General features: G+C 74.4%; 20 protein-coding genes. 9 read left to right on the plus strand and 11 right to left on the minus strand.

From position 1 onward, the window contains the following. Positions 1-41: 41 nt before the first annotated feature. From QUY26_RS08220 to QUY26_RS08235, 4 genes are all read right to left on the minus strand, one after another. Entirely contained in the window at positions 42-1,394 is a 1,353-nt protein-coding gene (locus QUY26_RS08220; RefSeq protein WP_289944601.1) for a protein kinase domain-containing protein, read from the minus strand. Next, positions 1,391-2,359: a protein phosphatase 2C domain-containing protein gene (locus QUY26_RS08225; RefSeq protein ID WP_289944602.1), complete on the minus strand. Its 969-nt coding sequence runs from the start codon at positions 2,357-2,359 to the stop codon at positions 1,391-1,393. The genes QUY26_RS08220 and QUY26_RS08225 overlap by 4 nt, the downstream gene beginning before the upstream one ends. Further along, positions 2,356-3,015, minus strand: a complete 660-nt coding sequence (locus QUY26_RS08230) for a vWA domain-containing protein (RefSeq protein ID WP_289955590.1) — start codon at positions 3,013-3,015, stop codon at positions 2,356-2,358. Before QUY26_RS08230 ends, QUY26_RS08225 begins: the two co-directional genes overlap by 4 nt. A gap of 265 nt (positions 3,016-3,280) precedes the next feature. Continuing rightward, the gene (locus QUY26_RS08235; RefSeq protein WP_289944604.1) at positions 3,281-6,040 is read right to left on the minus strand and encodes a GTPase-associated protein 1-related protein; all 2,760 of its coding nucleotides are present in this window, start codon (positions 6,038-6,040) and stop codon (positions 3,281-3,283) included. A 145-nt stretch (positions 6,041-6,185) separates the two neighbouring features. Here QUY26_RS08235 and QUY26_RS08240 point away from each other — a divergent pair, with 145 nt between their 5' ends. From QUY26_RS08240 to QUY26_RS08255, 4 genes are all read left to right on the plus strand, one after another. Continuing rightward, positions 6,186-6,992: an alpha/beta fold hydrolase gene (locus QUY26_RS08240; RefSeq protein ID WP_289944606.1), complete on the plus strand. Its 807-nt coding sequence runs from the start codon at positions 6,186-6,188 to the stop codon at positions 6,990-6,992. Then, positions 6,989-8,275 (plus strand): cytochrome P450, encoded by a 1,287-nt coding sequence (locus QUY26_RS08245; protein WP_289944608.1) that lies wholly within the window; start codon positions 6,989-6,991, stop codon positions 8,273-8,275. The genes QUY26_RS08240 and QUY26_RS08245 overlap by 4 nt, the downstream gene beginning before the upstream one ends. Positions 8,276-8,366: 91 nt before the next feature. Further along, the gene (locus tag QUY26_RS08250) at positions 8,367-9,626 is read left to right on the plus strand and encodes a DUF1266 domain-containing protein (protein WP_289944610.1); all 1,260 of its coding nucleotides are present in this window, start codon (positions 8,367-8,369) and stop codon (positions 9,624-9,626) included. Positions 9,627-9,859: 233 nt separating this feature from the next. Continuing rightward, positions 9,860-12,085, plus strand: coding sequence for a tetratricopeptide repeat protein (locus tag QUY26_RS08255; protein ID WP_289944612.1), 2,226 nt, complete (start codon positions 9,860-9,862; stop codon positions 12,083-12,085). A gap of 109 nt (positions 12,086-12,194) precedes the next feature. Here QUY26_RS08255 and QUY26_RS08260 read toward each other — a convergent pair whose 3' ends face one another. Next, positions 12,195-12,635, minus strand: coding sequence for a hypothetical protein (locus QUY26_RS08260; RefSeq protein WP_289944614.1), 441 nt, complete (start codon positions 12,633-12,635; stop codon positions 12,195-12,197). Beyond that, a complete protein-coding gene (locus QUY26_RS08265; protein ID WP_289944615.1) occupies positions 12,626-13,885 on the minus strand; it encodes a hypothetical protein in 1,260 nt (419 codons plus the stop codon). Before QUY26_RS08265 ends, QUY26_RS08260 begins: the two co-directional genes overlap by 10 nt. 298 nt (positions 13,886-14,183) lie before the next feature. Here QUY26_RS08265 and QUY26_RS08270 point away from each other — a divergent pair, with 298 nt between their 5' ends. Next, positions 14,184-17,642, plus strand: coding sequence for an AfsR/SARP family transcriptional regulator (locus QUY26_RS08270; protein ID WP_289944617.1), 3,459 nt, complete (start codon positions 14,184-14,186; stop codon positions 17,640-17,642). A gap of 246 nt (positions 17,643-17,888) precedes the next feature. Here QUY26_RS08270 and QUY26_RS08275 read toward each other — a convergent pair whose 3' ends face one another. The 5 genes from QUY26_RS08275 to QUY26_RS08295 form a co-directional block, all read right to left on the minus strand. Beyond that, on the minus strand, positions 17,889-18,416 hold the full coding sequence (locus QUY26_RS08275; RefSeq protein WP_289944618.1) for a hypothetical protein: 528 nt from the start codon (positions 18,414-18,416) through the stop codon (positions 17,889-17,891). Positions 18,417-18,463: 47 nt separating this feature from the next. Then, positions 18,464-18,871 (minus strand): peptide-methionine (R)-S-oxide reductase MsrB, encoded by a 408-nt coding sequence (msrB, locus tag QUY26_RS08280; protein WP_289944619.1) that lies wholly within the window; start codon positions 18,869-18,871, stop codon positions 18,464-18,466. A gap of 43 nt (positions 18,872-18,914) precedes the next feature. Further along, positions 18,915-20,288 (minus strand): UDP-N-acetylmuramate--L-alanine ligase, encoded by a 1,374-nt coding sequence (gene murC, locus QUY26_RS08285; RefSeq protein ID WP_289955591.1) that lies wholly within the window; start codon positions 20,286-20,288, stop codon positions 18,915-18,917. A gap of 214 nt (positions 20,289-20,502) precedes the next feature. Then, a complete protein-coding gene (locus QUY26_RS08290) occupies positions 20,503-20,973 on the minus strand; it encodes an indole-3-glycerol phosphate synthase (protein WP_289944620.1) in 471 nt (156 codons plus the stop codon). A gap of 133 nt (positions 20,974-21,106) precedes the next feature. Beyond that, entirely contained in the window at positions 21,107-21,919 is an 813-nt protein-coding gene (locus QUY26_RS08295) for a pyrimidine reductase family protein (RefSeq protein ID WP_289944621.1), read from the minus strand. A gap of 47 nt (positions 21,920-21,966) precedes the next feature. Between QUY26_RS08295 and zapE the strand changes: the two genes are divergently transcribed. From zapE to QUY26_RS08315, 4 genes are all read left to right on the plus strand, one after another. Then, positions 21,967-23,061 carry a cell division protein ZapE gene (gene zapE / locus QUY26_RS08300; protein ID WP_289944622.1) on the plus strand — a complete coding sequence of 365 codons (1,095 nt, stop codon included), beginning with the start codon at positions 21,967-21,969 and terminating at the stop codon, positions 23,059-23,061. Between the two features lie 139 nt (positions 23,062-23,200). Further along, complete coding sequence (locus QUY26_RS08305) at positions 23,201-24,583, plus strand: alkaline phosphatase PhoX (RefSeq protein ID WP_289944623.1); 1,383 nt, start codon at positions 23,201-23,203, stop codon at positions 24,581-24,583. A gap of 148 nt (positions 24,584-24,731) precedes the next feature. Further along, entirely contained in the window at positions 24,732-24,980 is a 249-nt protein-coding gene (locus QUY26_RS08310; RefSeq protein ID WP_289944624.1) for a type II toxin-antitoxin system Phd/YefM family antitoxin, read from the plus strand. Further along, the gene (locus QUY26_RS08315) at positions 24,977-25,420 is read left to right on the plus strand and encodes a PIN domain-containing protein (protein WP_354670674.1); all 444 of its coding nucleotides are present in this window, start codon (positions 24,977-24,979) and stop codon (positions 25,418-25,420) included. The genes QUY26_RS08310 and QUY26_RS08315 overlap by 4 nt, the downstream gene beginning before the upstream one ends. The last annotated feature ends 17 nt before the right edge of the window (positions 25,421-25,437 follow it).

Here is a 25,437-nt window from a genome sequence, read left to right on the forward strand (position 1 = left end):
ACTCCCGCAATTCCCCTACTCCCGCAACTCCCGCAACTCCCCTACTCCTTGACCTCCGCCTCCACCCCGCCCCCGAACTCCAGGAGCAGCCCGGACTGCAGCGCGATCGTGCGGCCCGGCCCGACCTCGCGTACCGAACCGTCGTCCTTGCGGACCGTCCACACGTTCTGGGTGCGGTTCGTCAGGCCGTACCGGCCGCGCTGCTTGGGGTGTTCGGTGACCTCGCCGACGACGGCGCGGAAGTCGTGCCGGTCGGGGTCGCCGTCCAGGTGGTGGGCGTACACACGGGCGGAGGGGTCGAGGCGGATGCCGCGGCGGGTGCGCAGGGTGGTGCCGGTGGCGGTGACCAGTTCGAGGCGGGGCGGGAGCTGCAGGGGCCGGCCGCACTTCCAGCAGTCCGGCGGCGCGCCGTCGGGCTGGGTCAGGTTCTGCCGGCCGCACAGGCGGCACTGGGTGATGGCGTCGAGGACCTGGCTGAGGGCGTCGCGCCACTGTGTCTCGCGGACCCGCTTCGCGGGCGCCCTCAGGCCGTCGGTGAACGTCTGCACGAACAGGTCCCGCAGGATCTGCGGCAGCGCCGCCCAGGTGGCGATGACGGTCGGCTGCTCACCGGGGACGGGACGGTTGCGGGTGTCCGAGGGGTCGTACACGAACACCGGGTCGGTGCCGTACAGCTTGCGCTTGGCGGCCTCGCCCATGCAGTGGATGCGCATGGCGAGCGCCCCGTTGAAGGGGTGCTCGTTCATCAGGAGCAGGAACAGCAGCACGGCGAGGGAGTGCAGGTCGGTCTGGGTGCCGGGCTGCGCGCCGCGGTCGCCGCGCACCAGCTCCGGCGCCATGAAGTCCATGGTCCCCGCGACTCCGGCGGTGCCGCCCTCCACGACCGCGTTGTCGTTGTCGCAGACCAGGACGTCGCCGGTGCGCGGGTCGAAGAAGATGTTGCCCCAGTTGATGTCGCGGTAGGCGATGCCCTTGGAGTGCAGCGCGCGGTACGCCTCGACGGTGTGCAGGGCGACCGTCACCAGGGTGCGCATCGTCGCGTCCTTCACGGACGGGTCGCGCCGGAACAGCGCGGGCAGGTCCTGGAAGCGCGCGGGGCGCACGTCCATCAGATAGCCGAAGCCGGGCTCCTTGCCGTCGGGGTCCATGACGATGGACCGCGGCCACAGGAAGCGGTCGTCGTCCCAGCCCTTCTCGATGAGCCCTTCCAGGATGTGGCGCTGGCGGGCGTCGGCGAGCTGCGGGTAGTACCACTTCACGGCGCGGTCGCCGCGCACCGTGGACACCCGGTACACCTCGCCCTGGCCGCCGGATCCGAAGAGCTCCCCGACCGTGACCTGTTCCCCGGACTCGGTCACCAGCTTCCTTCCGGTGGCGAGCATGCCGTTGCTCATGCGGTCCCCGTTCCTTCCGTCGTGCCGTCGTCGTTCGTTGCCGGTGCCGTGCCGTGCGCGTCGGGCACCGCCGTGCCGTGTTCCGTGCCCGCCGCCGCGGTCGCGAAGGCCGCGACGAGCGTCGTGTCGTCCCCCGAGTACTTCGCCGCCCGCGCCAGCCAGTCCTCCAGCTGCCCCTGGACGGCGGCCACGCCCTGTCCTGCGGCGCGTTCGCACACGCCGGTGGCGAAGTCCAGGAAGCCCTGGTGGTCGGCGAAGCTCTTGGAGAGCCCGTCGGTGGAGAGCAGCACGGCCGGCGGCGGGCCGCCGGTGAGGGGCTGCCAGTGGGTGCGGGTCTTGCGCCAGGGTTCCGGCTCGCACAGCGAGTCGGTCTCGTCGCCCATGTCGGGCCCGGTGGACAGCGGTGTGTGCGCTACGCCGCCGTCGTCGACGAGCACGACGTCCCCGTCGCCCAGCTGCCAGCACAGCAGCATGTGCGGGGTCAGGACGGCGCCGAGCAGGGTGCTGCCGTACGCGGCGAGGTCCCAAGTGGCCGCGGGGCCCTCCCGGTCACGGCGGGCGCGGGCCGCGGCCCGCCGGGCGGGCCCCGCGCCGTGCGCGGGCGAGCTGGCGTCGTGCACCAGGGCGCGCTGCCGCCAGCGGTGCCCGACGGCCCGTGGCAGGAGCCGGGCCGCGGCGCGCAGCCCCGGCCAGTTCGCCGCGTCGGCGCCGAGCCGCACGGCCTCGTGCGCGAAGACCTCCGCGCAGGCCGTGAACTCCTGGACGGCCCAGCGCGCGCCCTGGTCGCTGCGGAAGTGCGCGGCGGAGCCGTGGCCGTCGGCGACCGCCAGGACGACGGCGCGGCCGCCCGCCGTGGCCTTGGCGGCGCACCGGTCCTGGCTGTACTTCTTGGCGACGCCCTTGACGGCGCCGCGGAGCAGCTCCCAGTCCGCTGCCCGGTCGAGCGGCGCACGGACCGCGGTCACCAGATCTCGTCTTCGTCGCCGCCCTTGGTCAGCGGCGGGCCCACCGGCGCCGCGGGTTTGGCGTCCTCGACCTTGGGGGTGGAGGCGTCCTTCACGACGGCGGTGGACATCCAGCGGATGGCCGCGGCGAGCTGGCGCGGGTTCTTGGCCTGCAGCGGCTCCAGTTCGGGATTGCCGAGGAACTCCTTCAGCATGCTCTTGTCCGCGTCGTCCCCGATGGCGACGGCGACGCGCACGGCCCGCTTGCCCCAGGGCGTGCTGTCGATGGCGCGCAGGCCCGCCCGCCAGTCGTCGGTGGGCTGGCCGTCGGAGGCGAGGGCGAGCACCGGGGGCAGGGCGCGCTGCGGCATCGGCGGGGTCTCCAGGGCCCCGGCGGCGAGCTTGAAGGCGGCGCCCATGTCGGTGCCGCCGTAGGTGTGCACGTCCTCCCAGGAGAAGCTGTCGACCGGGGTCGGCTCGCCGACGTGCCAGCTCGCGCCGCTGGCGAACGAGATGGCCCGTACGAGCAGCGAGGCGGCGGGGTTGGCGTCGGCGGCCTGCCGCATCTCCGGGATGGCCTCGCGGATGGCGAAGTTCAGCTGCCCGATCTTGCCGTTGACGCTCATGGAGCCCGAGCAGTCGAGCATCCAGATGAAGTGCACGGGGCGGCTCGCCATGGAGCCGCCGGGGAAGTTGTCGGCGGCCTCGCTGGACTCACCGGTGACGCTGGTGCCTTTTGTTCGGCTCACGCTGGTCCTCTCCAGGTGGATCGGGGTGCACGGGGACGGGCCGAGGGGGTCGGTCCGGGTCCTGACGGTCTCTCAGTACGAGGGCACGTAGGGGGTGACGTACGGGGAACGAGACGCGGTTGCGGGACGTGGCGGGCGGATGGGGTGGGCGGATGGGGCAGGCGGATGGGGTGGCCGGTCGGGGCCGTGCGGGCTACCGGGCGTGGAAGCCGTGGCGCCAGGCGTTCCACTCCCGCACCCGTTCCTTGCCCTGGCGGCCGGCGATGACGGTGGCCACCTCGCTGAGGCCCCGCTCGTCGAGGCGGGCCACGACGGGCGCGAGGATCTCGTGGAGGAGTTCCTGGGCGACCTGCCGCCAGTCGAGGGAGACGCCGGGGCGCCGTGTGGGCCGCCACAGGTAGTAGTAGGCGCTGATCTCCTCCGGTTGTCGCGGCAGGTCCCGTTCGAGCTGTTCACGTCTGCGTTCATCGAGCATCAACTGCCGGTACGGGGCCATGAGTTCGGGCCCGGAGGAGATCAGGTAGTCGTACACGGGGGCGCGGGCGAGCTGGGGGGCGTCGGTGCGGACGAGGGCGACCGCGATGAGCTCGCCGACGCCCCGGCGCACGGTGACGGCCAGGGGGGCCGCGTCGACGTGCAGGGCCTGCAACCGGTGGACGCTCTGCCGCAGGGAGAGCCGGCGTTCGGCCAGATCCTGGGCGAGGACCAGGAGTTGGGCGGTGGCGCGCTGGTGCCGCTTCAGGTGGCGTTCGTGGAGCAGGTCGCGGGCGAACGCGACGGTCTCCTGGTCGACCCGGTCGGGCGCCGTGACGACGCCGGTGACGTGCTGGCCGAGGCCCGCCTGGACGAGCAGGGGCACGGTGCAGGTGCGGGCGAGCCAGGGGAGTTCGGCGGGCGCGGGGTCGGTGGTGCGCCAGACGAGCCGCCACACCTGCCGCAGCGTCGCCGCGTCGCTCACCCTGCGCCCCGGCAGGATCTCGGTGAGCTTGCCGAAGAGGTCGGCGCCGCGCAGACCGTCGCCCGGTCCGCCCCAGTGGGCGGCGGCCACGGCGAGGCGCAGCGGCAGCGGCGAGTGGTCGTCGAGATTGCGGCGCAGCCAGTCGCCCTGCGGCGAGGCGGCGAGGTCTCGCAGTAGGTCGAGCCGCCCGATGCCGCCATCGGAGCCGAGCATCTTCAGGACGCGCCGGGTCAGGGGGGCGTAGTCGACGGCGTCGAGGACGTGGACGGCCTGGGCGCGGTCGGTGCCTTCGGGGTTGCGCAGGGCGCGGGCGAGCCGCTTCATCGCCGCGTCGACGCCGCGCCCTCCGGCGGCGGCGACCGCGACCGCGAGCCGCAGCGGTTCCACCCAGGCCTCCGGTGGTTCCCGCAGGGCCCGCCACAGCGCCTCGTCGGCGTCCCCGCCGTACTCGGCCCGCAGCGCCCGCCCGGCGTCGCCGCCGAGGGGCAACTCGTCACAGACGGCGGCCAGTTCGGCGGGCACCTCGCGGGGTCCGGCGGCTGCCAGGCGGTGCCGGGCCAGGGCGAGCGCGAGGGACTCGGCGGCGGCCCGGTCGTGGAGGTGGAGCTCCCGGCAGAGGGCGGTGAGGGGGGCGGCGTCGGCGCCGACCGCCCCCACCAGCACGGCCACCGCTTCCCGCAGCGCGTCGCCGGTCAGTTCGGCGAGGTCGCCGCCGGACAGCAGGCCCGCGTGGAGCAGGGCGGGCACGAGCCGGGTCGGCGAGAAGGCGTCGGAGTCGGGGCAGGGGTGGGCCGCGCCGTCGGGGACATCGGGGTCGGTGGGGTCGGTGGCCGTGCCGGTGGGGGCGGTCGGGGCGCCGGTGGGCCGGGGCAGCGGCACGCCCGCGATCCACAGGCGGGCCGTCCAGGTCGCCCAGAGGTCGGCGGCGGGCGGGCTGCCGGGGCCGTCGAGGCCGTCGTGGACGCGGTACAGGTGGTCGAGCGTGGTGACGTCGAAGCGGTCGAAGTCGGCGTCGGGGCCGATGCCGACGATGTGCTGCGGGGCCCGGCCGGGGTCGGTGGCGCGAGTGGTGAACGTCAGCGAGGGGACGTACGCGGGCGGCAGCGAGGCGCAGGCGAGCGCGATCCAGCGGGCGACGGTGTCCGTGCTCTCCTCGGCCAGGACGAGCTGGCGTCCGGCCGGGTCGTCGAAGAGGCGGCGTACGTCGGCGAGGAAGGGGGCGACGCGGGGCTCGTGGGCGCGGGCGAAGCGGGTCAGCTCGGCGCGGCCGAACGGTCCTTCGGGTCGGGGGAGTTCACCGGAGCCGGTGTCGGCATCCGCGCCCGCGCGCCCGTCGGCGGTGGCATCCGCGCCCGCGTCCCCGTCGGCCTCCGCGGCTGCGTCGGCGTCCGCGCCCGCGTCGGCGCCGGCGCCGAGGGCCGACCCGGCCGCGAGCAGCATGACCGGCCACTCATCGGCGAACATCGCCGCGTCGGCACCGGTGAGGTGGATGGCCCGGACCTCGCCTCCGGCACCGCCGGTGCGGCACAGCAGGCCGGCGCCGTCGGGCAGACGGCTGAAGCTGAACGGCGCACCGAGCCCGAGCCCGTTCGCGCCCCGCCCGCACCCGGCGCCGACGGCGAGCGCCACCCACTCGGCGACTTCCGCGTCGTCCGCCGAGAGCCCGGTCGCATCCGCATCCGCATCCGCTTCCGCGTGCAAGTCCGGGTCCCGGACCGGGTCCGGGTCCGGGACCGGGACCGGGACCGCGCCCGGGTCGAGGCCGAAGCCCAAAACCGCGTCCGAGCCCGCGTCCCCGTCCGAACCCGAGCCCACGTCCACCTCCGAAGCAGCGCCCGAGGCCGGCCCCCGCGCACGCGTCGAAGCGCCCTCCGGCGCGGCGGCCGCGCCCTTGAGGCCGGGCCGGGGTCCGGGTGGGACAGGGACGGGAACCAGCCGGACGGTGCCGGTGACCGGCTCCTCGTCGAGCCGGTAGTTGAGGTGGCGGATGGCCATGCCACATTGTGACCACCAGCGAGCGCCGCCCGCAGGAGTTGAGCCAACTTCCCTCGCGCACCGTGCGTTTCACCCCGTCGCACCCGGCCCGCGGGGCACGACGGCACTCTTGCGCGGCCCGCCGGTCCCGGCCATGGTGACGGTCGTGACCGCCTTCATACTCCCCCATCAGCTGGTCGGCGAAGGACCTCACAAGGTGCTCGCCGTGCACGGCTGGTTCGCGGACCGCTCGGCGTACGCGCCGCTGCTCGCCGACCTCGACACGGACACCTTCCAGTACGCCCTGGTGGACCTGCGGGGGTACGGCGAGGCCAAGGACGCCGTCGGCTCGTACACCACCGCCGAAGCAGCCGCCGACCTCGTCGACCTGGCCGACCGGCTCGGGTGGGAGCGGTTCTCGGTCGTGGGGCACTCGATGGGCGGGAGCGTGGCGCAGCGCGTGGTGGCGCTCGCGCCGCACCGGGTGCGGCGGATCGTGGGCATCTCGCCGGTGCCCGCCTCGGGCCTGCCGCTGCCGCCCGAGCAGGCCGAACTCTTCGCGTCGGCCGCGCACCGGCCGGAGAACCGGCGCGCCATCATCGACATGACCACGGGCGGGGCCCGCCCCGAGGCCTGGCTCGGCCGCATGGTCGCCCGCTCCCTCGCGTGCAGCGACGCCAAGGCGTTCCGGGCCTGGCTCGACTCCTGGACGGGCGACGACTTCCACACGCGCCTCGACGGCTGCCAGGTGCCCGCGCTCGCCGTCACCGGCGCCCTCGACCCGGCCCTCTCGGCGGACCTGATGCGGCAGACCTGGCTGACGTGGTTCGCGCGCGGCGAACTGGTGGACCTGCCGGGCGCCGGGCACTACGCGATGGACGAGGCGCCGCTCGACCTGATCCGCGCGGTGGAGGACTTCCTGCGGGCCGACGACGGCGCGGCGCGGCCCGCTCCCCAGGCTCCCGGCGCATGACCCCACCGCCCGGCCCCGCCGCCGCGCTCCCCGACGTCTTCGACCCGCGGCTGTACGCCGACGGCGTGCCGTACGACCGCTACCGCGTCCTGCGCGAGAACCACCCCGTCGCCCGGCAGGAGGAACCGCCCGTCCTCGGCTGGCCCGCGGGGCCCGGGTTCTGGGCGGTGACGCGGCACGCGGACGTGACGGCGGTCCTGAAGGACGCGGCGACGTACTCCTCGTACCTGGGCGCCACCCAGATCCGTGACCCGGGCCCGGGCGACCTGCCGTTCATCCGCCGGATGATGCTCAATCAGGACCCGCCCGGGCACGGCCGGTTGCGCACCCTGGTGAGCCGCGCCTTCACGCCGCGCCGGATCGCCCGCTTCGAGGACCGGGCGCGGGAGCGGGCCCGTGCGCTCCTGCGGCGTGCGGTGGCCGACGCCCGCGCCGGGGACGGCGGCTGCGACCTGGTCGCCTCGGTCACCGACGACTACGCGCTCCTGAACCTCGCGGACCTGCTGGGCGTCCCGGAGAGCGACCGCGGGCTGCTGCTCCACTGGACGCGGCGGGTCATCGGCTACCAGGACCCGGACGAGGCGGGCGAGCCGGTGCTCGGGCCCGACGGCCGGCCGCTGAACCCCCGGTCACCGGCGATGCTGGCGGACATGTTCGCGTACGCCGGTGAACTCGCCGCGCACAAGCGGCGCCACCCCGACGACGACATCCTCACCGCGCTCGCCACCACGCCCGAACTGGGCGCGGGCGAACTGGAGATGTTCTTCTTCCTGCTCACCGTCGCGGGCAACGACACGGTGCGCGGGGCCGCGCCCGGCGGGGTGCTCGCCCTCGTGCTCCACCCGGACCAGCTGGGCGCGCTGCGGTCGGGGGCGGCCCCGATGCCCGGCGCGGTGGAGGAGCTGCTGCGCTGGCATCCGCCGGTCCTCACCTTCCGGCGGACGGCGGCTCGCGACACCGTTCTCGCCGGGACGCCGATCCGGCGCGGCGACAAGGTCGTGGTCTTCCACGCCTCGGCCAACCGCGACGAGCGGGTGTTCACCGAGCCCGACCGCCTCGACCTGCGGCGCACGCCGAACCCGCACGTGTCGTTCGGCGGCGGCCCGCACGTCTGCCTGGGCGCGCACTTCGCACGGCTGCAACTCGCGCTCTTCTACGAGGAGTTCCTCGCCGCCGTGCCAAACCCGCGCCTGGCCGGGGCGCCGGTCCGCCTGGTCTCGCACTTCATCAACAGCCTCAAGTCGCTGCCCCTGCGGATGGCGGACCGAAGGATGGCGGACTGAAAGGGGAGCCCTCGGGCCCGCCGTACCGCATTCGCCTCGTCGGATACCGTTCGGGAAAGATCATCCCCAGCACGGAAGCGAGCATCCGGCCATGTACGCGGCAGCCGAAGACGACTACCACGACGACGTGTTCCCGGTCGTGCCGGCTCCGCAGGACGGCACCCGCTGGCAGGCGCCCGCCGATCTGGAGGCGCACCTGTACGAGCTGGCCGAGGCCGAGGACGGCTACGCCTATCTGCGGGCGCTCGCCGTCGAGGGCCTGTACCGCCCGGTGCCGCTCACGGACCTCGCCGCGGCGCCGGAAGCGCCGCCCCTGTTCAGCGTGGAGGTCCCCGACGGCCGCCGGGTGGCGCAGGTGTACACGGCCGGCCTGCTGCCGCGCCCGCACCCCGACGTGGTGTACGAGTACGTCACGCTCGGCACCCTGGCGCGCCAGTGGCCCGAGGACATCGACGTCATGGTGGTCAACACCCGGACGCCGTGCGAGCAGTACTACCTGACCACGAAGGAGGAGCGGCAGGTCTGGGCCGACCTGCACGACGAGCACCACCGTCCCGGCCGGATCGACGACCGCGTGGACACCCGCCGCACCGGCGCGCCGGAAGGACCCGTCCTGCACGGCCTGGCCTGCGGCGCCCACCTGTGCTTCGCCAACGGCGCGCCCTGGAACACCCTCGACTGGCACGGCGCGGGCTACACCAACGAGGTGACGCGCCTCGAGGAGTGGTGGGGCGTGCGGGACCGCGAGGAGTGGCGGGGCGTCCAGGAACGCCTCCTGGACCGCGAAGTCAGCCCCTGGTACTGGGACTTCGTCCTCGGCGCCCGCACCGCCGTGCTCGCCGAACAGGGGCCGCCCGTGGACGCGGAGCTGTGGCGCCGCTGCGTCGAGGTGACCCTGCGCAACCGCGTCGTCGAGACCGGCGGCCCCGACGTGCCGCACCGACCCGGCGACGACCCGGAGCTCGACCAGTTCGTGGACGCGCTGCGCGCCCTGGTCGGCAAGGTCCTGCGCTACGAGGCCCGGTTCCGCGCCGACGGCCTGCTCCCGCCGGACGGGCACGTCGCGAGTGTCGCGGCCTGGGATCTCGGCCGCGCCTCCAAGATGGCCCGCTGGGGCCGGGGCGCCCGCTACGCCACCCACAGCGAACTCCTCACCGCCCTCGAACGCGTCGCCCGCGAGTCCCGCGCGGCGTACGCCTCCTGGGAGGAGTTCTCCGCGGGCTACGTCCTGGGCCGCTGCCTCCACTTCGACGAGGAGGAGTTCGGCACGTGGTACACCTCGGTCCTGCGGGCCCACCACGCCCTCACCACGGACCCGGACAGCCCGTGGCAGCAGGTCGCTTTCCTCTGAAGCCCCCTGAAGCCCTCTGAAGTTCCCTGAAGTCCCCTGAAGTTCCTGTGACGCTCGACGCGACCGCCGCCCTCCGGGCGAGCGCGACCCGGGCGCCCACCTCCGGCCGGGGGGGGGCGCGTTTCGGCCGCCTCAGGGCCCCGAGGGCCGCCCCGCGGATATCGCTCGCGCGTACGGAAAGGATGCCCTCAGAACAGCAAAGGGAGCCGGTACGCGAGTGGAGGGGGTGCTCGGTGCGGGGGCAGGAGCAGGGCGGCCAGAACGAGTTGAGCGGGACGGTGCACGGCCCGGCCGTACAGGCGCAGGCCGTGTACGGCGGCATCCACATCCAGCCGCCCGCGCCCAAGGAGGCGCCACGCCCCCGCCCGCCCTGGCAGCTCCCGCCCCCCACCCGCATCACCGACCGCACCACCGAGCTGCGCCTCCTCGAACGCCAGCGCCGCCGCTCCGGCGGCGCGGGCCACCACACGCTGGTGGCGGTCAGCGGCCTCGGCGGCGTCGGCAAGACCGCACTGGCCCTCGCCTGGCTGCACGCCCTGCGAGCGGACTTTCCCGACGGCCAGCTGTACGCCGACCTCGGCGCCCAGTCGCCCGGCGGCCCCACCGACCCGGGCGAGGTCATCGGCCGTTTCCTGCGCGCCCTCGGCGTACCGGCCGCACAGGTCCCGGCCGGGCTCGCCGAACGAGCCGCGCTGTACCGCTCGTTGACGTCGCAGCAGAGGCTCGTGGTGCTCCTGGACGACGCCGCGTCCGCCGCGCAGGTCCGCCCGCTCCTCCCCGGCGGCACCGGCGTGACCGCCGTGACCAGCCGGTGGCGGATGCCCGGCCTGACCGTCGACGGCTGTCACTCCGTACAGCTGGAACCGCTGGGCGTGGAGGAGGCCGTGGAACTGCTCGCCGCCACCCTCGCCGACGGCCGGGTGGACGCCCAGCCCGAACAGGCCCGTGCCCTGGTCGAGTTGTGCGCGGGGCTGCCGCTCGCGGTGCGCGTCGCGGGGGCGCGGCTCGCGGCCCGGCCCCGGCGCGGGATCACCACGATGGTGCGGGCGCTCACCGAGGAGCACGACCGGCTGGAGGGGTTGGCGATCGACGGCGACCACAACGTGCGGGCGGCCCTCGACCTCACGTACCAGGAACTGCCGCCGGAGGCCGCCCGCCTCTACCGGCTCCTCGGCCTGCACCCGGGCACGGAGTTCGGCGACGCCGTGGCCATCGCCGCGCTGGCCCGGCCCGACCCGGCGCCTACCGACCCGGCGCCCACCGGCGCGGGGGCGCCTCCCGCGCCCGCGCGGTCCGCACCGGCGGCCACCTCCCCCGGCGCCGCCCGGACCCGCGCACTGCTCGACCTGCTGCACGAGGCGAACCTGCTCACCGACGCCGAGGAGGACCGCCACCGCTTCCACGACCTGGTCCGGCTGCACGCGGCCGCGAAGGCCGTGCAGGACGAGCCGCCGTGGGAGCGCGCGGCCGCGCTGCGCCGGATCGCCGACCACTACCTCGCCACGGCGACCGCGGCGGAGTGGGCCGTCGACCCGCAGCACCGCACGCTGCCCCGCGACCACGGCCCCGGACCCGTCCTCACGGAGGAGTTCGGCGCGGGCCCGGAGGCCGCCCTCGACTGGCAGGAACGCGAACTGCCCAACCTGATGGCGGTGTTGCGCCTCGCCCGCACCGTCTTCCCCACGGTCACCTGGCAGCTCGCCGACGCCCTGTGGCCCCTCTTCCTGCGCCGCAAGTTCTACGCCGAGTGGCGGGCCGCCCACGACGAGGGTCTCGCCGCGGCCGAGGGCCTCGGCGACACGGCGGCGCAGTGCCGGATGCTGACCTCCGGTGGCGTGGGCGAGCTGGGCATGGGCTGCCACGAGCGGGCCCTCGCCATGTTCGAGCGCGCGGCCCGTCAGTTCCGGGCCGACGGCAACGCCCTCGGGCACGCCCGGACGCTCAACTACCGGGGCCTGGCCCATCAGCGCCTCGGGCGGCTCGACGAGGCGGCCCGGTACTTCACGCGGGCCGCGGAGACCCTGCCGGGCGTCGGCGACGTCCGCGCGGGCGGGCTCGCCCGCCTCAACCTCGCCGACGTGGCCCTCGCCCGGCGCCGCCCCACCGAGGCGGCGCGGCACGCGGCCGTCGCCCAGGCGACGCTGCGGGAGGCGGGCGACACGTACAACGCGGCCCGCGCCTCCGTCCTCCTCGGGCGCGCCCACCTGGCCCGCGACGAACCCGACCTGGCCGAGTCCCACCTGTCCCCCGCCCTCACCGCCCTGCGCGCCATGTCGGCCGCCTACGAGACGGCCCGCACCCTGCACGCCCTGGCGGAACTGGCCGAACACCGCGCCGATCCGACCACGGCCCGCGCCCACTACACCGAGGCCCTCACCCTCTACGGCACGGCGGGCCGCGCCACGTCCCCGGACGCAAGAACGGCCAGGTCCCGCCTGGAGTCCCTGCCGGACCAGTGACCGCCCCCGGCCGGGTCCATGCCGCAGGCCCACACCGTCGTCCCTGTCGCCGTGACCTGTGCCCACCGCAGCGCAACCGTCGACGGTGATCACCCCCCAGGGGACACGGTCACCATCCGGTCGGCTGGGAACGCGTGGGCGGGTGGGAGACATCCGCCGCGGCAGTGGCGGAGAACCACCCACCACCCGCACCGGCGAAGGCATGCGCCAGCGAAGCGATCACCGGCCAGGGCGGCACCCCGCACGGCCCCGCGCGCAGCAGCACCTCGCGCCCGCACGCCCCGACCCGAAGGCGGCACGCCTCACCGTCAGACACGGCCACGACCAACGCACCCGGGTACCGCGAAGCGAGCCACTCCGCCCGCCCCGGCGCAGCCGACTCCTCGTGGAGCACGTCACCGAGCCGCGCCCAACCCTCCGGCGCGGGCAGCGCCACCCGGACGTGCTCGTCCACGAAGCCCGCGCCGCGTCCGGGGCACCGCAGCGTCACCCGGACACGCTCGACGCGCGGCACCACGGCCGCGGGGGCCACGTGGACCGTCAGCGCCATGACGCGACGCTCCCCGGCTCGTCGTACGACAGGACACGAGGCAGCCGGGCGGGCTCCGTGGCGGGGAGGCCGCCGGGCGGACGCAGCCGCAGCTTGCGGTAGAGCAGCGCGCGCATCCTGCGCGCGAACCGCCCGGGCTCGGAGCTGATGCGCGCGGCGACCCGCGCGTGCAGATCCGCGCGGTACGTCGCGACGGCGCGCGCGAGCTGTCGGCGTACCGGCTTGTCGTCGCGCAGCCGCGGCGCGAACGAGCCGAGTTCGGCCATCGGCGACCCGGGGTCGACATCGGCGTCCGGCAGACAGGCGAGCAGCACCGGCCGCCCGGTCATGGCGCCGTACAGCGTCACGGAGCCGTGGTCGCCCACGACGAAGTCGGCGGCGACGAGCGCGCCGACCCAGTCGGCGCGGGGGCTGACGACGCCGAGCCCGTCCCGGCCGAGCCCCGCGAACCAGCTGCGGACCTGCCATTCGCTGTGGGAGTACCACACGTGCGGGTGCAGCAGCACGGCCACCCGGTAGTCCGCGGACGGCAGTTCGGCCAGCAGCCGCTCGATCGGCTCCCGGCCGCAGGAGCCGAGGAGCGACCCCGGGCCCCAGGTGGAGCAGACGAGGACGAGCCGCTGCCCGGCGCCGGTCCGCAGGGCCTGCCGGTACAGCGCCCGCGCGGGCCTGCTCGCGGTGACGCGGTCGTAGCAGGGGTCGCCGACGACCTCGGCGACCGGCACCGCCTCCGGGCACTCGCGGCCGAGCCGCGCCAGCTCCTCGCGGTGGGCGAGGACGATCGCCTCGGGGACCACCGACCCGTCGCGTACGAGCCGCTGCCTGCTCAGCCCGTACACGCCCCGCGCGGCGGCGGCCCCGCCCCGCCGGGCCCGCACGATCTTGTTGTGTCCGGCGCCGTGCGGCAGCACGACCACCGGCGCGTGCAGTTCGTGCAGGCCGCCGTGGCCGGCCGCGAGCGCGAGGTCGAAGACCGTCTGCACGGCCTGGCTCCAGGGCAGCACCAGGGCCCGCAGCTCGTCGAGGAAGTCGGCGACCCCGCCGCTGAACACGTCGGGGGCCGCGGTGAAGAACACCTGCACCCGCCAGTCGCCTTCGAGGAGCCGCACGGCGTCGAGGAGCCGCCGCCCCGACGTCACCGTGTGCACCACGGCGAGCACACGCCGCCGCACGGGGCGGGTGGCCCAGCGCTCCACGTCCGGGCGTACGGGCACGGGCTGCCCGTACGCTTCCAGCATCGTCACACTCATGTCGTGTCCCCCGTCTCTCCGCCGTCCGGCCGGCGGTGTCGCTCGGACGCGCCCAGCGTGCAGGGTGGGACTGGATGGCCGACTTGCAGGAATCCTGCAGTCCGAGTGCCGCTCGCCGAGGGCACAGGCCAGCACTCCGGCTCGCACCGGCGCACACCACCCTCACCCCAACTCCCTTGTTCGCAACGCCTGTTGAGGTTCACCTGGCCGGTCGTGGGAATGTTCCGCCCATGGACACACGTGCGGGAAGGCCGACAGCGGCGGCGCGATGTGCCCGCCGGGCGTGCACCCATCGGGGGTGACGGTGGACTTACGGGCCCTCGGGCCGCTCGAACTCTGGCAGGACGGCCGACGCTGCGAGCTGGGGTCGCCGAAGGAACTCTGCGTGCTCGCGGTCCTGGTGCACGCCCGCGGCGAACCGGTCTCCCTCGACACCCTGATGGACCGCGTGTGGGACGACGATCCGCCCCGCACCGCCCAGGACACCTTGCAGAGCTATCTGTCGCGCCTGCGCTCGCGGCTGACCCGGGCGGCGGGCGAACAGGCCCGCCTGGAGCGGTACGCGCCCCGCCTGTACCGATTACGGGTCGCGCCGGACACCCTCGACCTGCTGCGCTACCGACGGCTGCGCACCGAGGCCGCGGTGGCCGCCCGGCAGGGCGAGCGGGGGCGCGCCGTCGACCTGCTCCGCGCCGCCGAATCGCTGTGGCGCGGCGAGCCGTTGACGGAGTTCACGGGCGCCTGGGCGCGGTCGGCGCGGGCCCGCCTCCTGGAGGACCACCGGCGGGTGCGCGAGGAACGCATCCGTCTCGAACTCGACCTCGGCCGGCACGCCGACCTCATCGGCGAACTGCGTGAGCTGGCCGCGCAGAACCCCCTGGCCCAGCGGGTGATCGCCGCCCTGATGCTGGCCCTGTACCGCTCGGGCCGCGACGACGAGGCCCTCGGCCTGTACCGCGCGACCCGGGCCCGGCTGCGGAGCGGCCAGGGCATCGAGCCCTGCGCCGAACTCCAGGAGCTGCACCTGCGCATCCTGGAACAGGACCGCGTCCTTATGACGACCACGCCGGACCCCCGGGGGCCGTCACCGTCCGCCGTGTCCGCCCCGGCCGCGGAGCCCGCGCGGGCCACTGGTCCTCACGGGGTGGCCTCGCCCGCCGACGCCCCGGAGGAGGGCGGCCGGGAGAGCGGCGCCCCCGGGGAGGACGGCCACGGGAAGGACAACCCCGGCAAGGACGGCCAGGGCCGCGGCGAGGGCCCCCGCTCCAACCTGCCGCGCGACATCCGGGACTTCACCGGGCGCACCAGTGAACTACGCGTCCTGCTGGACCAGTTCACGGCGGCCGGACCCACGGATGCCGCAGCCGCCACGGACCCCGCCGATCCCGCCGATCCCGCCGACGCCGTCCCCTCCCCCCGCACCTCCCTCCCCCTCACCGTCATCCACGGCATGCCCGGCGTCGGCAAGACCGCGTTGGCGCTGCACGCCGCGCACCGCCTGCACACCGCATGCCCGGACGGCCAGTTCTATGTGGACCTGCGCGGATACGGCGCGCTGCCCCCGTACGACCCGGCCGAGGCCTTGGCCGTCCTGCTGCACGCGGCGGGGTTCACCGGCGAGCTGCCCGGCTCGCTCGACGCGCGCGTGACGCGGTGGCGGGAGTGGACGGCGCGGCGGCGCGTCCTCATCGTCCTCGACAACGCCCGCGACGCCGAGCAGGTGCGCCCGCTGCTGCCCGGGGCCGCGTCCTGCCGTGTCCTCGTGACCAGCAGGAACCGGCTGACGGGCCTGGCCGGTGCGACGCCGCTGTACTTGGAGGTGCTGTCCACGGCGGAGGCCGCGACGCTGTTCACGCGCGTCGCCGGAGCGGGCCGGCTGCCCGCCGACGCCTCGGCGCTGACGCGGACCGTGGCCGCGTGCGGCCGCCACCCGCTCGCGCTCCAGCTCCTCGCGAGCCAGTTCCGGCACCGGGACTCCTGGAGTCTGGACCACCTCACGGACCGGCTCGTCCAGGCGGCCGATCCGCTGGAGGAGTTCGACAGCGACGCGGTGGCGTCGGCCTTCTCCCTCTCGTACACCGAACTGCCCCCGCAGGAGGCCAGGTTGCTGCGGCGCCTGGCGCTGCACCCGGGCCCCGACATCACCCTGCGCGCGGCGACGGCGCTCGCCGCGGCGCACCAGGCTCCGGCGCGCGGGGCCGACGAGGCCGTTCCCGACCCGCCCCTGGAGACCGCCCGCACCCGCAAGGTCCTCGATCAGCTCCTCGACCGCAACCTCGTCGAGGAGCCGGTGGCCGACCGCTACCGCCTGCACGACCTCACCCGCGCGTTCGGCCTGCGGATGTGCACCCGCGACGAGCCGCACTCCGCCCGCCGCGCGGCGCTCGCGCGGCTGCTCAACTGCTATCTGACGGGGGCGTACCGCGCGGCCGTCCGCGTCGACCCGCACCGCCGCGTCCTGCCACCGGGTCCACACCTGACCTGCCCGTACGCACCGGACTTCGGCGGGGCGGACGCGGGCGACGACGGCGCGGACGAGGCCGCGGCCTGGCTGAGCGTGGAGCGCGGCAACCTCATCGCCGTGGCCCGCGCCGCGGCCGCCCAGTCGCCGGAGCACGCGGTCCTGTTCCCGCACGTCCTGGCCACGTCGCTGCGGCTGTGGGGTACATGGGACCTGGCGGCGGAGCTGTTCGAGGCGGCGGTGGCCTCGGCCCGGCTGCGCGAGGACCGGGGGGCGCTGGCCCGCACCCTGGTCGAGCACGCCGACGTACTGACGCAGAAGGACCACGCCAAGGCCCTGCACCGGGCGACCGAGGCGCTGTTGCTCTTTCAGGACTTGAACGACGTGCGCGGCCGCGCGGACGCCCTCCTCCAGTCCGGCCGGGCCCACTTCGCCGCGGGCCGCGGCGCCCTGTGCCTGCGGGTGCTGCGGGCGGCGCACACCCTGTACGAGCGCGTCGACGACCCGTGCGGCCGGGCGGACGTCGTCAACATGATGGGGGTGGCCCTGCACGCGGCGGGCCGTCACCGGGAGGCCCTGGAGCAGTTCCGCACGGTGCTGCGCATCCACGAGGACACCGGCTCCCTGTACGGCCAGTTGAGGGCGTTGAACAACGTGGGCGAGGTGTACCGGCTCGACGGCCGCCTCGACGAGGCCCGCGCCCACTTCGAGCGCTCCCTGCGCCTGGCCCACCGCGTCGGGGGCAGGCAGGAGCGCGCGAACCTCCTCTCGAACCTGGGCAGCGTCTGCGAGGCCACCGGCCAGGTGGAGCAGGCCCTCACGTACTTCCGCCGGGCCCTGACCAGTTACCGCGCGGCGGGCGACGCCCGGGGCGAGTCGGACACCCTGATCAGCCTGGGCTCGGCGTACACCGGCGACCGGCGGCCCGGCGAGGCCCTGTGGCACTTCGCGGAGGCGGAGCGCATCGCCCGCAGCATCGGCAGCCCCTTCGACCTGCAGGCCGCGCTCCTCGGCACCGGCACGGCGCTGCGGCTGCTCGGCCGGTACGAGGCGGCACTCGACGCGCTCCGGGAGGCGCTGCGCCTGGCCCGTGAGGTCGGCAGTCCGCTGGCGGCGGCCCGGTCCCTCGACGGCCTCGCCCGCACGGCCCCGCACACGCAGGACGCGCCCTCCGCACGGGGTTTCGCGGAGGACGCGCTGGACTTGTACGAACAGATCGGCTGTGCCGGGCGGGCGCGGGATCTCCGCCTCGCCCTCACGGAGCCCGGGGCGACTAGCCCCGCCAGATCCACATGAAGATGCTCTCCTCGCCCGGCAGCGGGGCGGAGAGGTCGTGCGAGTTCCAGCGTCGTGCAGCAATCACGTGCGACTCCGTGTTCCTTGTTCCTGAGTGAACGGCGCCCCCGAGTTGACGGATACCGTAGCCAAGTAAACAAAGATCCGGAACGCATTGTTCGGGGAAATCTCACGGCGCACGGGAGCGCACTGTCGGCGCACGACCAAAATCCCGTCACACGCCCCTCAGCAGCCCCAGCAGTCCCCTCAACTCGCCCCGTTCCCCCGCTCCCCCGGCGGCAGTTGGTCGGCGTACCCCGCCTCGTCCCACACGAGGCGCTTGAACTGCTCCGGCGTCAGAAGGCCCTGCCACGGCTCCCCTCGGGGGCAGAACACGCACTCGCACCCTCGGCAGTAGTGCGCGGGGTCCCAGAACGCGGCGGCGCGCTCCGCACCGGCCCGCTCCGCGGCCTTCTCACGGCCGTCGCCGCGCACCACGACGATCGTGGCGATGAACAGGAGGACGGCGAGGACGATCCCGCCCCAGACGTACAGCGGCTTCTCGGGGTCCGTCCCCATCCACGCCCAGGCGAGGGAGAGGGCGACGAGCACCATGCCCTCGACGAAGTGCCGCAGTGCGTCGCCGGACTTGCCCGGCCCCTTGGCGAGCCGGGCCGCCAGCTCCTTGCGGGCGGCGCCCCCGCCGCCCACGGCCTCCCGCACCGGGGCGACGTCCGCGCCGCCGCAGCCGGGACACCGCACTCCAACCGGCCCGCGAGCACCCGTGGTCGACATGCCCTCACGCTAGTCGCGGACCACGCCGCCGCTGAGCCGGGATCAGGTCAGCTCTCGTCGGCGGTCAGCCGCAGCGAGATGGAGTTGATGCAGTACCGCTGGTCCGTCGGCGTCGGATAACCCTCGCCCTCGAAGACGTGCCCGAGGTGCGAGCCGCACCGGGCGCAGCGCACCTCGGTGCGGACCATGCCGTGCGAGGTGTCCTGGACCAGCTCGACGGCCTCGGAGTCCCGCGGGTCGTAGAAGCTCGGCCAGCCGCAGTGCGACTCGAACTTCTCGTTCGAGGTGAAGAGGTCGGCGCCGCAGGCCCGGCAGGAGTAGACGCCCTTGGTCTTGGTGTCGGTGTACTCGCCGCGGAACGCGGGCTCCGTGCCGGCCTGCCGGAGGACCTGGTACTCGGCGGGGGTCAGCTCCGCGCGCCACTGCTCGTCGGACTTCTCGACGTCGTACGACATGGGTCGCATCCCCTTCGTGGACATTCCGGCCCGCCGGGGCGGGCTACTTCGACAGCTCGGCCAGGATCAGCGGGCCGAGGTCGGTGACGTCGCCCGCTCCCATGGTGAGAACGAGATCGCCGGGCCGCGCCATTCCCGCGATCACCGCGGGTGCGGCTTCCTTGTCGGCCACGGCCCGCACGTCGGCGCCCGCCGCGCGCGCGGCGTCGATGATGAGGCCGCTGGTCACGCCGGGGATCGGGTCCTCGCGGGCGGGGTAGATGTCCAGGACCACGGAGGCGTCGGCGAGCGCGAGGGCCGCGCCCATCTCGGTGCCGAGCTCCTGGGTGCGGGAGAACAGGTGCGGCTGGAAGAGCACCAGGAGGCGGGCCTCGGCGGCGGCGCCGCGCATGGCCTCCAGGTCGGCGGTCATCTCCGTCGGGTGGTGCGCGTAGGAGTCGACGACCTGCACCCCGGCACTCTCGCCCTTGAGCTGGAGGCGGCGCTTGACGCCCGTGTACGAGGCCAGGGCGGGGGCCAGCTCGGCGGCCGGAATGCCGAGGGCCACGCCCGCGGCGAGGGCGGCGACGGCGTTGTGCGCGTAGTGCCTGCCGGGCACGGAGACGGCGAAGCGCAGCTCGGCGCCGTCGATGACGGCGGTCACGTCGCTCTTGAGGCCCTGCGGTGTCACGCCGGTGATCCGCACGTCGGCGTCGGCGGACTCGCCGTAGGTGACGACCCGCAGATCGGGCTTGCGCTTGACGATGCGCCGGGTCAGCTCCCTGGCGCCCTCGTGGTCCGCCGCGATCACCAGCGTCCCGCCGGGCACGATCCGGTCGGCGAAGGTCTCGAAGGACTCGTAGATCTCGTCCATCGAGGCGTAGTTGGCGTGGTGGTCCAGCTCCACGTTGAGGACGATGGCGACCTCGGGCGCGTACTTGTGGAAGCTGCGGTCGCTCTCGTCGGCCTCCGCCACGAAGATCTCGCCGCTGCCGTGGTCGGCGTTGGAGCCGGGCGCGTCCAGGTCGCCGCCGATCGCGTACGAGGGGTGCAGGCCGAGCGCGGCGAGGCTGACCGCGAGCATCGACGTGGTGGTGGTCTTGCCGTGGGTGCCCGCGACGGCGATCGGGCGCAGGCCGTCCATGAGCGAGGCCAGCGCGTCCGAGCGGTGCACCACCGGGATGCCGCGCTCGGCGGCGCGGGCCAGCTCCGGGTTGTCGGCGCGGATCGCGGAGGAGACGACGACGCAGGTCGCGTCGTCGGCCAGGTGGTCGGCGGCGTGGCCGATGTGCACCCGGACGCCGAGGGCACGCAGGGCCTCGGCGGTGGCGGAGTCCTTGGCGTCGCTGCCCGCGACCTTCGCGCCGCGCTGGGCGAGGATCTTCGCGATGCCCGACATTCCGGCGCCGCCGATGCCGATGAAGTGCGGTCGGTCCATGGCGGTGGGCATCGAGTTCTCTCCGAAGGGTGGGACGGTCACGTGCGCGGGGCCAGCCTACTGGGCTCCGCCGCCCCCGGTTGATCGGCCCGCGGCCTCGTCCTCAAGCCCTGAACGAGCGGGGATGCCGCCACGACGGGCAGGAACCAGCCCGTGCGGCGCTTGAGGACGAGCGCGCGGCGCGATCACCCCGGGCCACGGCCCCGTGCCGGCGTCACGTGCTGTGGGAGAACAGCTTCAGGACCGGTACGCCCACCTTGTGGCGGGCCCGGGAGGCCCAGTCGCGGTGGAAGAACTCCTCGACCAGGTGCGGCTCGGTCAGGACGATGACCTCGTCCGCGCCCTCGTCGTCGACCACCTCCTGGAGCACGTCCAGGGGGTGGGCCTCGACGAGGCGGCCGGTGGCCTCGCTGCCCGCCGCCCGCAGCGCGGCGAGGGACACGTTGAGCGCCCGCTCGGCCGGGGCCACCGCGTCCTCGCCCTCGGGCACCTCGCCCTCGCGGACGGCCTCGTCGAGCTCGCCGAGCGCCACGTCGTCGATGGCCCGCAGCAGGCGGTCCGCCTGGTCGCCACGGGGCTGCAGCAGTACGTGGAAGGTGACCGGCTCGTCGCTGTGCAAGGTGGTGACGAACTCCACGTCGGCGGACGTCAGGGCCTTCTCGATCATCAATACGCTTGTGAACACGGCAGGCGCCCTTCTCCTCCGTGGGCCGGGCTTCCGGCCCCCTGCGGAAACCATCCTGCCCCCGCCTGAGCGGGGGCTGCGAGATTTAGTGTGCCCCGCGAAAGCGAAACGGAACGGAATATTCCGCTGATTGTCAGGAGCCCCGGCGGTATCGGGTGAACAGGAACCCGGACTCCTCCAGAACGGACGCCAGTGCGAATGTCCCGGGCGCCGCGAGGCCGGGCCCCACCGCGATGCGCTGGGCATCCCCCGACGTCAGCATCGGCGACACCGTCAGGCACAGCTCGTCGAGCGCGTCCGCCGCCACGAACTGGCCGAGCAGCCTCGGTCCGCCCTCGGTGAGCTGCCGGGTGAGCCCCCGCTCGCCGAGCTCCCGCACGACCCGGGCGGGGTCGGCCCCGGTGCCCTCGCCCGCGACCACGACGTCCACGCCCGCCTGCCGGGCCGCGGCCATCCGGTCGGCGGCCGCGGCGGCGCCGGTGACCAGCAGGGTGGGGGTGAGCGGGGCGGTGAACAGGGGCAGCGTGAAGTCCAGGTCGAGGCTCGCGGTGACGACGGCGATCGCGGGGGCCGGGCCCTGTCCGGCCGCCTGCCTGCGGGCCGCGAAGGCGTCCCGGGCGCGGGCGGGCCGGTAGCCCTCCTGGCGTACCGTTTCCGCACCCACCACGACCACGTCGGCGAGCCCGCGCAGGGTGCCGAAGATCCGCATGTCGGTGGCGTTGGAGATGGGCTGGGAGCGGCCCTCGTGCTGGGCGGCGCCGTCCAGCGTCGAGACCATGTTGGCGCGCAGCCAGGGGCCGGTCCCGGCGGGGTAGGCGTACGCGTCGGCCAGCTCGTCCAGGGACCACTCGCGGTCCTCGGCGGCCCGGTCCCGGGCGGCCGCCGGGGCGCTCCCGTCCGGGGTCGATTCGACTGTGTGGTCGGTCACAGGGAACAGGCGTCGCATGCCGCGCAGTCTTACACGGGCCCGCGACGGCTCTACAGTGGAGAATCGTGTCAGCAACCTCCCCTGCCGCCGGGCAGAGCCCCATAGCCGAAGCGGGCCCCGTGTCCTTGTGCGCCCGCGAGCCGCAGGTGCCCGCGGACCGTCTCGTCGCCGAGATGGTGCCGCCGCCGCGCTTCGACTCGGTCCGCTTCGATACGTACATCCCGGACCCGGGGCAGCCCAGCCAGAGCGAGGCCGTGCGGGTCCTCCGCTCCTTCGCTGGCGGGCTCGGCGGGGCGCACGCGTCGGGATCGGGCAAGCGGCGCTGGTTCTCCCGGGCCAAGCAGCCGGCTCCCGGCGGGCCCCGTGGCGTCTACCTGGACGGCGGCTACGGCGTCGGCAAGACCCACCTGCTCGCCTCCCTGTGGCACGCCACTCCGGCGGAGCCCGCCCTGAAGGCCTTCGGCACGTTCGTGGAGCTGACCAACCTCGTCGGCGCGCTCGGCTTCCAGCAGACGGTGCGCACGCTCAGCGGCCACCGGCTGCTGTGCATCGACGAGTTCGAGCTGGACGACCCGGGCGACACCGTCCTGGTGTCGTCGCTGCTCGGCAAGCTCGTCGAGGAGGGCGTGGCGCTCGCCGCGACCTCCAACACGCTGCCCGGCAAGCTGGGCGAGGGCCGGTTCGCCGCCGCCGACTTCCTGCGCGAGATCCAGGGCCTCTCGGCCCACTTCAAGGCGCTGCGCATCGACGGCGAGGACTACCGCCACCGGGGGCTGCCCGAGGCCCCGACGCCGTACTCCGACGAGCAGGTCACCAAGGCCGCGTACGCGACCGGGGGCGCGAGCCTCGACGACTTCCCGCACCTGCTCGGCCATCTCGCGCGCGTCCACCCGAGCCGGTACGGCGCCCTCACCGACGGCGTCGCGGCCGTCTGCCTCACGGACGTCACCCCGGTGCCCGACCAGTCCACGGCGCTGCGCCTGGTCGTCCTCGCCGACCGCCTCTACGACCGGGAGGTGCCGGTGCTCGCCTCCGGCGTCCCGTTCGACCGGCTCTTCAGCGAGGAGATGCTGAACGGCGGCTACCGGAAGAAGTACTTCCGGGCGATCTCGCGCCTGACCGCGCTCGCGCGGGACGCCAAGGGGCTCGTGCGGGGCTGACCGGCCGTCCCGGCGACGGCTGATCACCGGCCGTCCCGGCGACGGTCCATCGCGTGGGTGTCCAAACCCTCGTGCGCGGGGCGCCTGCGTGCTACACACGTGCGGGTCATGTTCCTGTCCGCCAGCAGGAGGTTGCCCCATGTCAGACGCCAAGCCGTCCACGACCAGACGTCAAGTGCTCGCCGGCACCGGAGCCCTGGGGGCGTCCATCGCCTTCACCGGCGCCCTGTCGGAGCTGTTCGCGGGCACGGCCACCGCGGCCACCCAGGGCAAGGCCGGGTACGGCCCGCTCGTACCGGACCCCGATGGCCTGCTCGACCTGCCGAAAGGATTCCGCTACCGGGTCCTGTCCCGCGAGGGCGACGAACTGCGCTCGGGCGAGGGCAAGGTCCCCGGCAACCACGACGGGATGGCCGCCTTCCGTGGCCGCCGCGGCGGGGTCCACCTCGTCCGCAACCACGAGAACCGCGTCACCGCGAAGCTCGGCGTCCCGACGGTCAAGGGCCTCACCTACGACCCGATGGCCAAGGGCGGCTGTACGGCGCTCGGGCTCGACCGGCACGGCCGGGTGGTCGACGAGCGCGTGGCCATCGCCGGTACGGCCGTCAACTGCGCGGGCGGCCCGACCCCTTGGGGCACCTGGCTGACCTGCGAGGAGACCGAGGACAAGGCCGGCACGAACGGCTACACCAAGGACCACGGCTTCGTCTTCGAGGTCGACCCGGTGGATCCGCGGCGCACGGGAGCCGTGCCGCTGACCGCCATGGGGCGCTTCCAGCACGAGGCGGTCGCCGTCGACCCGTGGCGCGGTGTCGTCTACGAGACGGAGGACGCCTTCCAGAAGCCGTTCGGCCTGTTCTACCGCTTCCTGCCGGACAAGCCCGAGGGCGGCAGGGGCTCGCTGCGCGCGGGCGGACGGCTCCAGGCGATGCGCGTGCCCGGCGTGCCGGACCTGTCCGCGATCCAGGAGACCGGCGCCACCTTCGACGGCGTCGAATGGGCCGACGTACCCGACCCGCTCGCCGCCCGCACGCCCATCCGCAACCAGGACTTCGGCCCGAAGGGCATCACCCACGCCCAGAAGCTGGAGGGCTGCTACTGGGGCGGGCGCTGCGTGTACTTCGTCTCCAGCTACGCGCGCAGCGCGGAGGGCTCCGCCGGTGACCACTACGGCCAGGTCTGGCGCTACGACCCGGCGCGCCGCCGCCTCACCCTCGTGATCGTCTTCGGCCCCGACACCGACATCCAGCTCCCCGGCGAGTCCCCGGACAACATCTGCCTCGCGCCCAGCGGCGGTCTGATGGTGTGCGAGGACGGCGGCGGCACCCAGCACGTGTACGGCGTGACACGCGGCGGCAAGGTGTACGCGATGGCGCGCAACGCCCAGAACACCGGCACCCCCGAAGAGCCCGAGTGGGGCGAGTTCGCGGGCGTCACGTTCTCCCCCGACCACGACACCATGTACGTGAACTGCTACACGCCCGGCACCACGTTCGCCGTGACGGGCCCCTGGCACCGGTAGCACCGCGGCACAGATAGCGCCGTCGCCTGCCCCGGCGCACGATCGGGCCAGGCGACCGGAAGAGGTGTGGGCTGTGGCCAAGCGCGAAGGGGGTGGCCACAGCCCGCTTCGGGCCAGCGGAGCACACGCAAGTAGTACCATGTAGTACATGGAAACGACTGCGCGCGAGTTCAACCAGAGATCCTCGCAGATCCTTGCCGCCGCCGAGCGCGGCGAGACCATCACCGTCACCAAGAACGGCCGCCCCGTCGCCACCATCGCCCCCTACCGCGAGACGGAAGTCCCGCCCTACCCCACCGGCCCCATCGCAGACAGCATCGACATCCCCGAACTGGACCTAGGCGGCGATCTCAGCAACGACGACATGGAGGAGATCCTGAAAGGCATGGGATCTTGAGCATCGCCATCGCCGACACGAACGCCCTCGTCCGGCTCCTGGACCCGAAGATGACCGGCCACGCCGAACACAAGCGCGCCTTCGCCACCATCGGGCACCTGATCGTCTCCCCGCTCGTCCTCGCTGAACTGGACTACCTGATCAGCGCGCGCTCCGGCGCCAGGCAGGCGCTCACAGCAGCCCGGTTCGTCGAGACCAACGCCGCACGGCGGCGCTTCGAAGTCCCCGACGTCGCCGCCCACCTGAACACCGCGATCGCCGTCGCCGACGGCTGCAAAGACGCGGACGGCGGCAAGGGAATCGGCCTGGCGGACGCCATGAACGTGGCCCTGGCCGCCGCCTACGGCACCGCCGTCATGTTCACGTCCGACCGTCACTTCCGCATGATCCGGCCACTGACCGGGCACGAGGCATTCCACCTCCTGCCCGACGACATGTAGGACGCTCCCCGGCCGTG

This window comes from Streptomyces flavofungini (genome assembly GCF_030388665.1).
Lineage (GTDB): Bacteria > Actinomycetota > Actinomycetes > Streptomycetales > Streptomycetaceae > Streptomyces > Streptomyces flavofungini_A.

What these genes read in the sequence shown, in the direction of transcription:
- QUY26_RS08265 (WP_289944615.1), bottom strand. Translation starts at nt 13,885, where the DNA reads ATGAGTGTGACGATGCTGGAAGCGTACGGGCAGCCCGTGCCCGTACGC.
- QUY26_RS08230 (WP_289955590.1), bottom strand. Translation starts at nt 3,015, where the DNA reads ATGGCGAGCCGCCCCGTGCACTTCATCTGGATGCTCGACTGCTCGGGC.
- QUY26_RS08295 (WP_289944621.1), bottom strand. Translation starts at nt 21,919, where the DNA reads ATGCGACGCCTGTTCCCTGTGACCGACCACACAGTCGAATCGACCCCG.
- QUY26_RS08220 (WP_289944601.1), bottom strand. Translation starts at nt 1,394, where the DNA reads ATGAGCAACGGCATGCTCGCCACCGGAAGGAAGCTGGTGACCGAGTCC.
- QUY26_RS08275 (WP_289944618.1), bottom strand. Translation starts at nt 18,416, where the DNA reads ATGTCGACCACGGGTGCTCGCGGGCCGGTTGGAGTGCGGTGTCCCGGC.
- QUY26_RS08260 (WP_289944614.1), bottom strand. Translation starts at nt 12,635, where the DNA reads ATGGCGCTGACGGTCCACGTGGCCCCCGCGGCCGTGGTGCCGCGCGTC.
- QUY26_RS08250 (WP_289944610.1), top strand. Translation starts at nt 8,367, where the DNA reads ATGTACGCGGCAGCCGAAGACGACTACCACGACGACGTGTTCCCGGTC.
- murC (WP_289955591.1), bottom strand. Translation starts at nt 20,288, where the DNA reads ATGGACCGACCGCACTTCATCGGCATCGGCGGCGCCGGAATGTCGGGC.
- QUY26_RS08310 (WP_289944624.1), top strand. Translation starts at nt 24,732, where the DNA reads ATGGAAACGACTGCGCGCGAGTTCAACCAGAGATCCTCGCAGATCCTT.
- QUY26_RS08245 (WP_289944608.1), top strand. Translation starts at nt 6,989, where the DNA reads ATGACCCCACCGCCCGGCCCCGCCGCCGCGCTCCCCGACGTCTTCGAC.
- msrB (WP_289944619.1), bottom strand. Translation starts at nt 18,871, where the DNA reads ATGTCGTACGACGTCGAGAAGTCCGACGAGCAGTGGCGCGCGGAGCTG.
- QUY26_RS08305 (WP_289944623.1), top strand. Translation starts at nt 23,201, where the DNA reads ATGTCAGACGCCAAGCCGTCCACGACCAGACGTCAAGTGCTCGCCGGC.
- QUY26_RS08235 (WP_289944604.1), bottom strand. Translation starts at nt 6,040, where the DNA reads ATGGCCATCCGCCACCTCAACTACCGGCTCGACGAGGAGCCGGTCACC.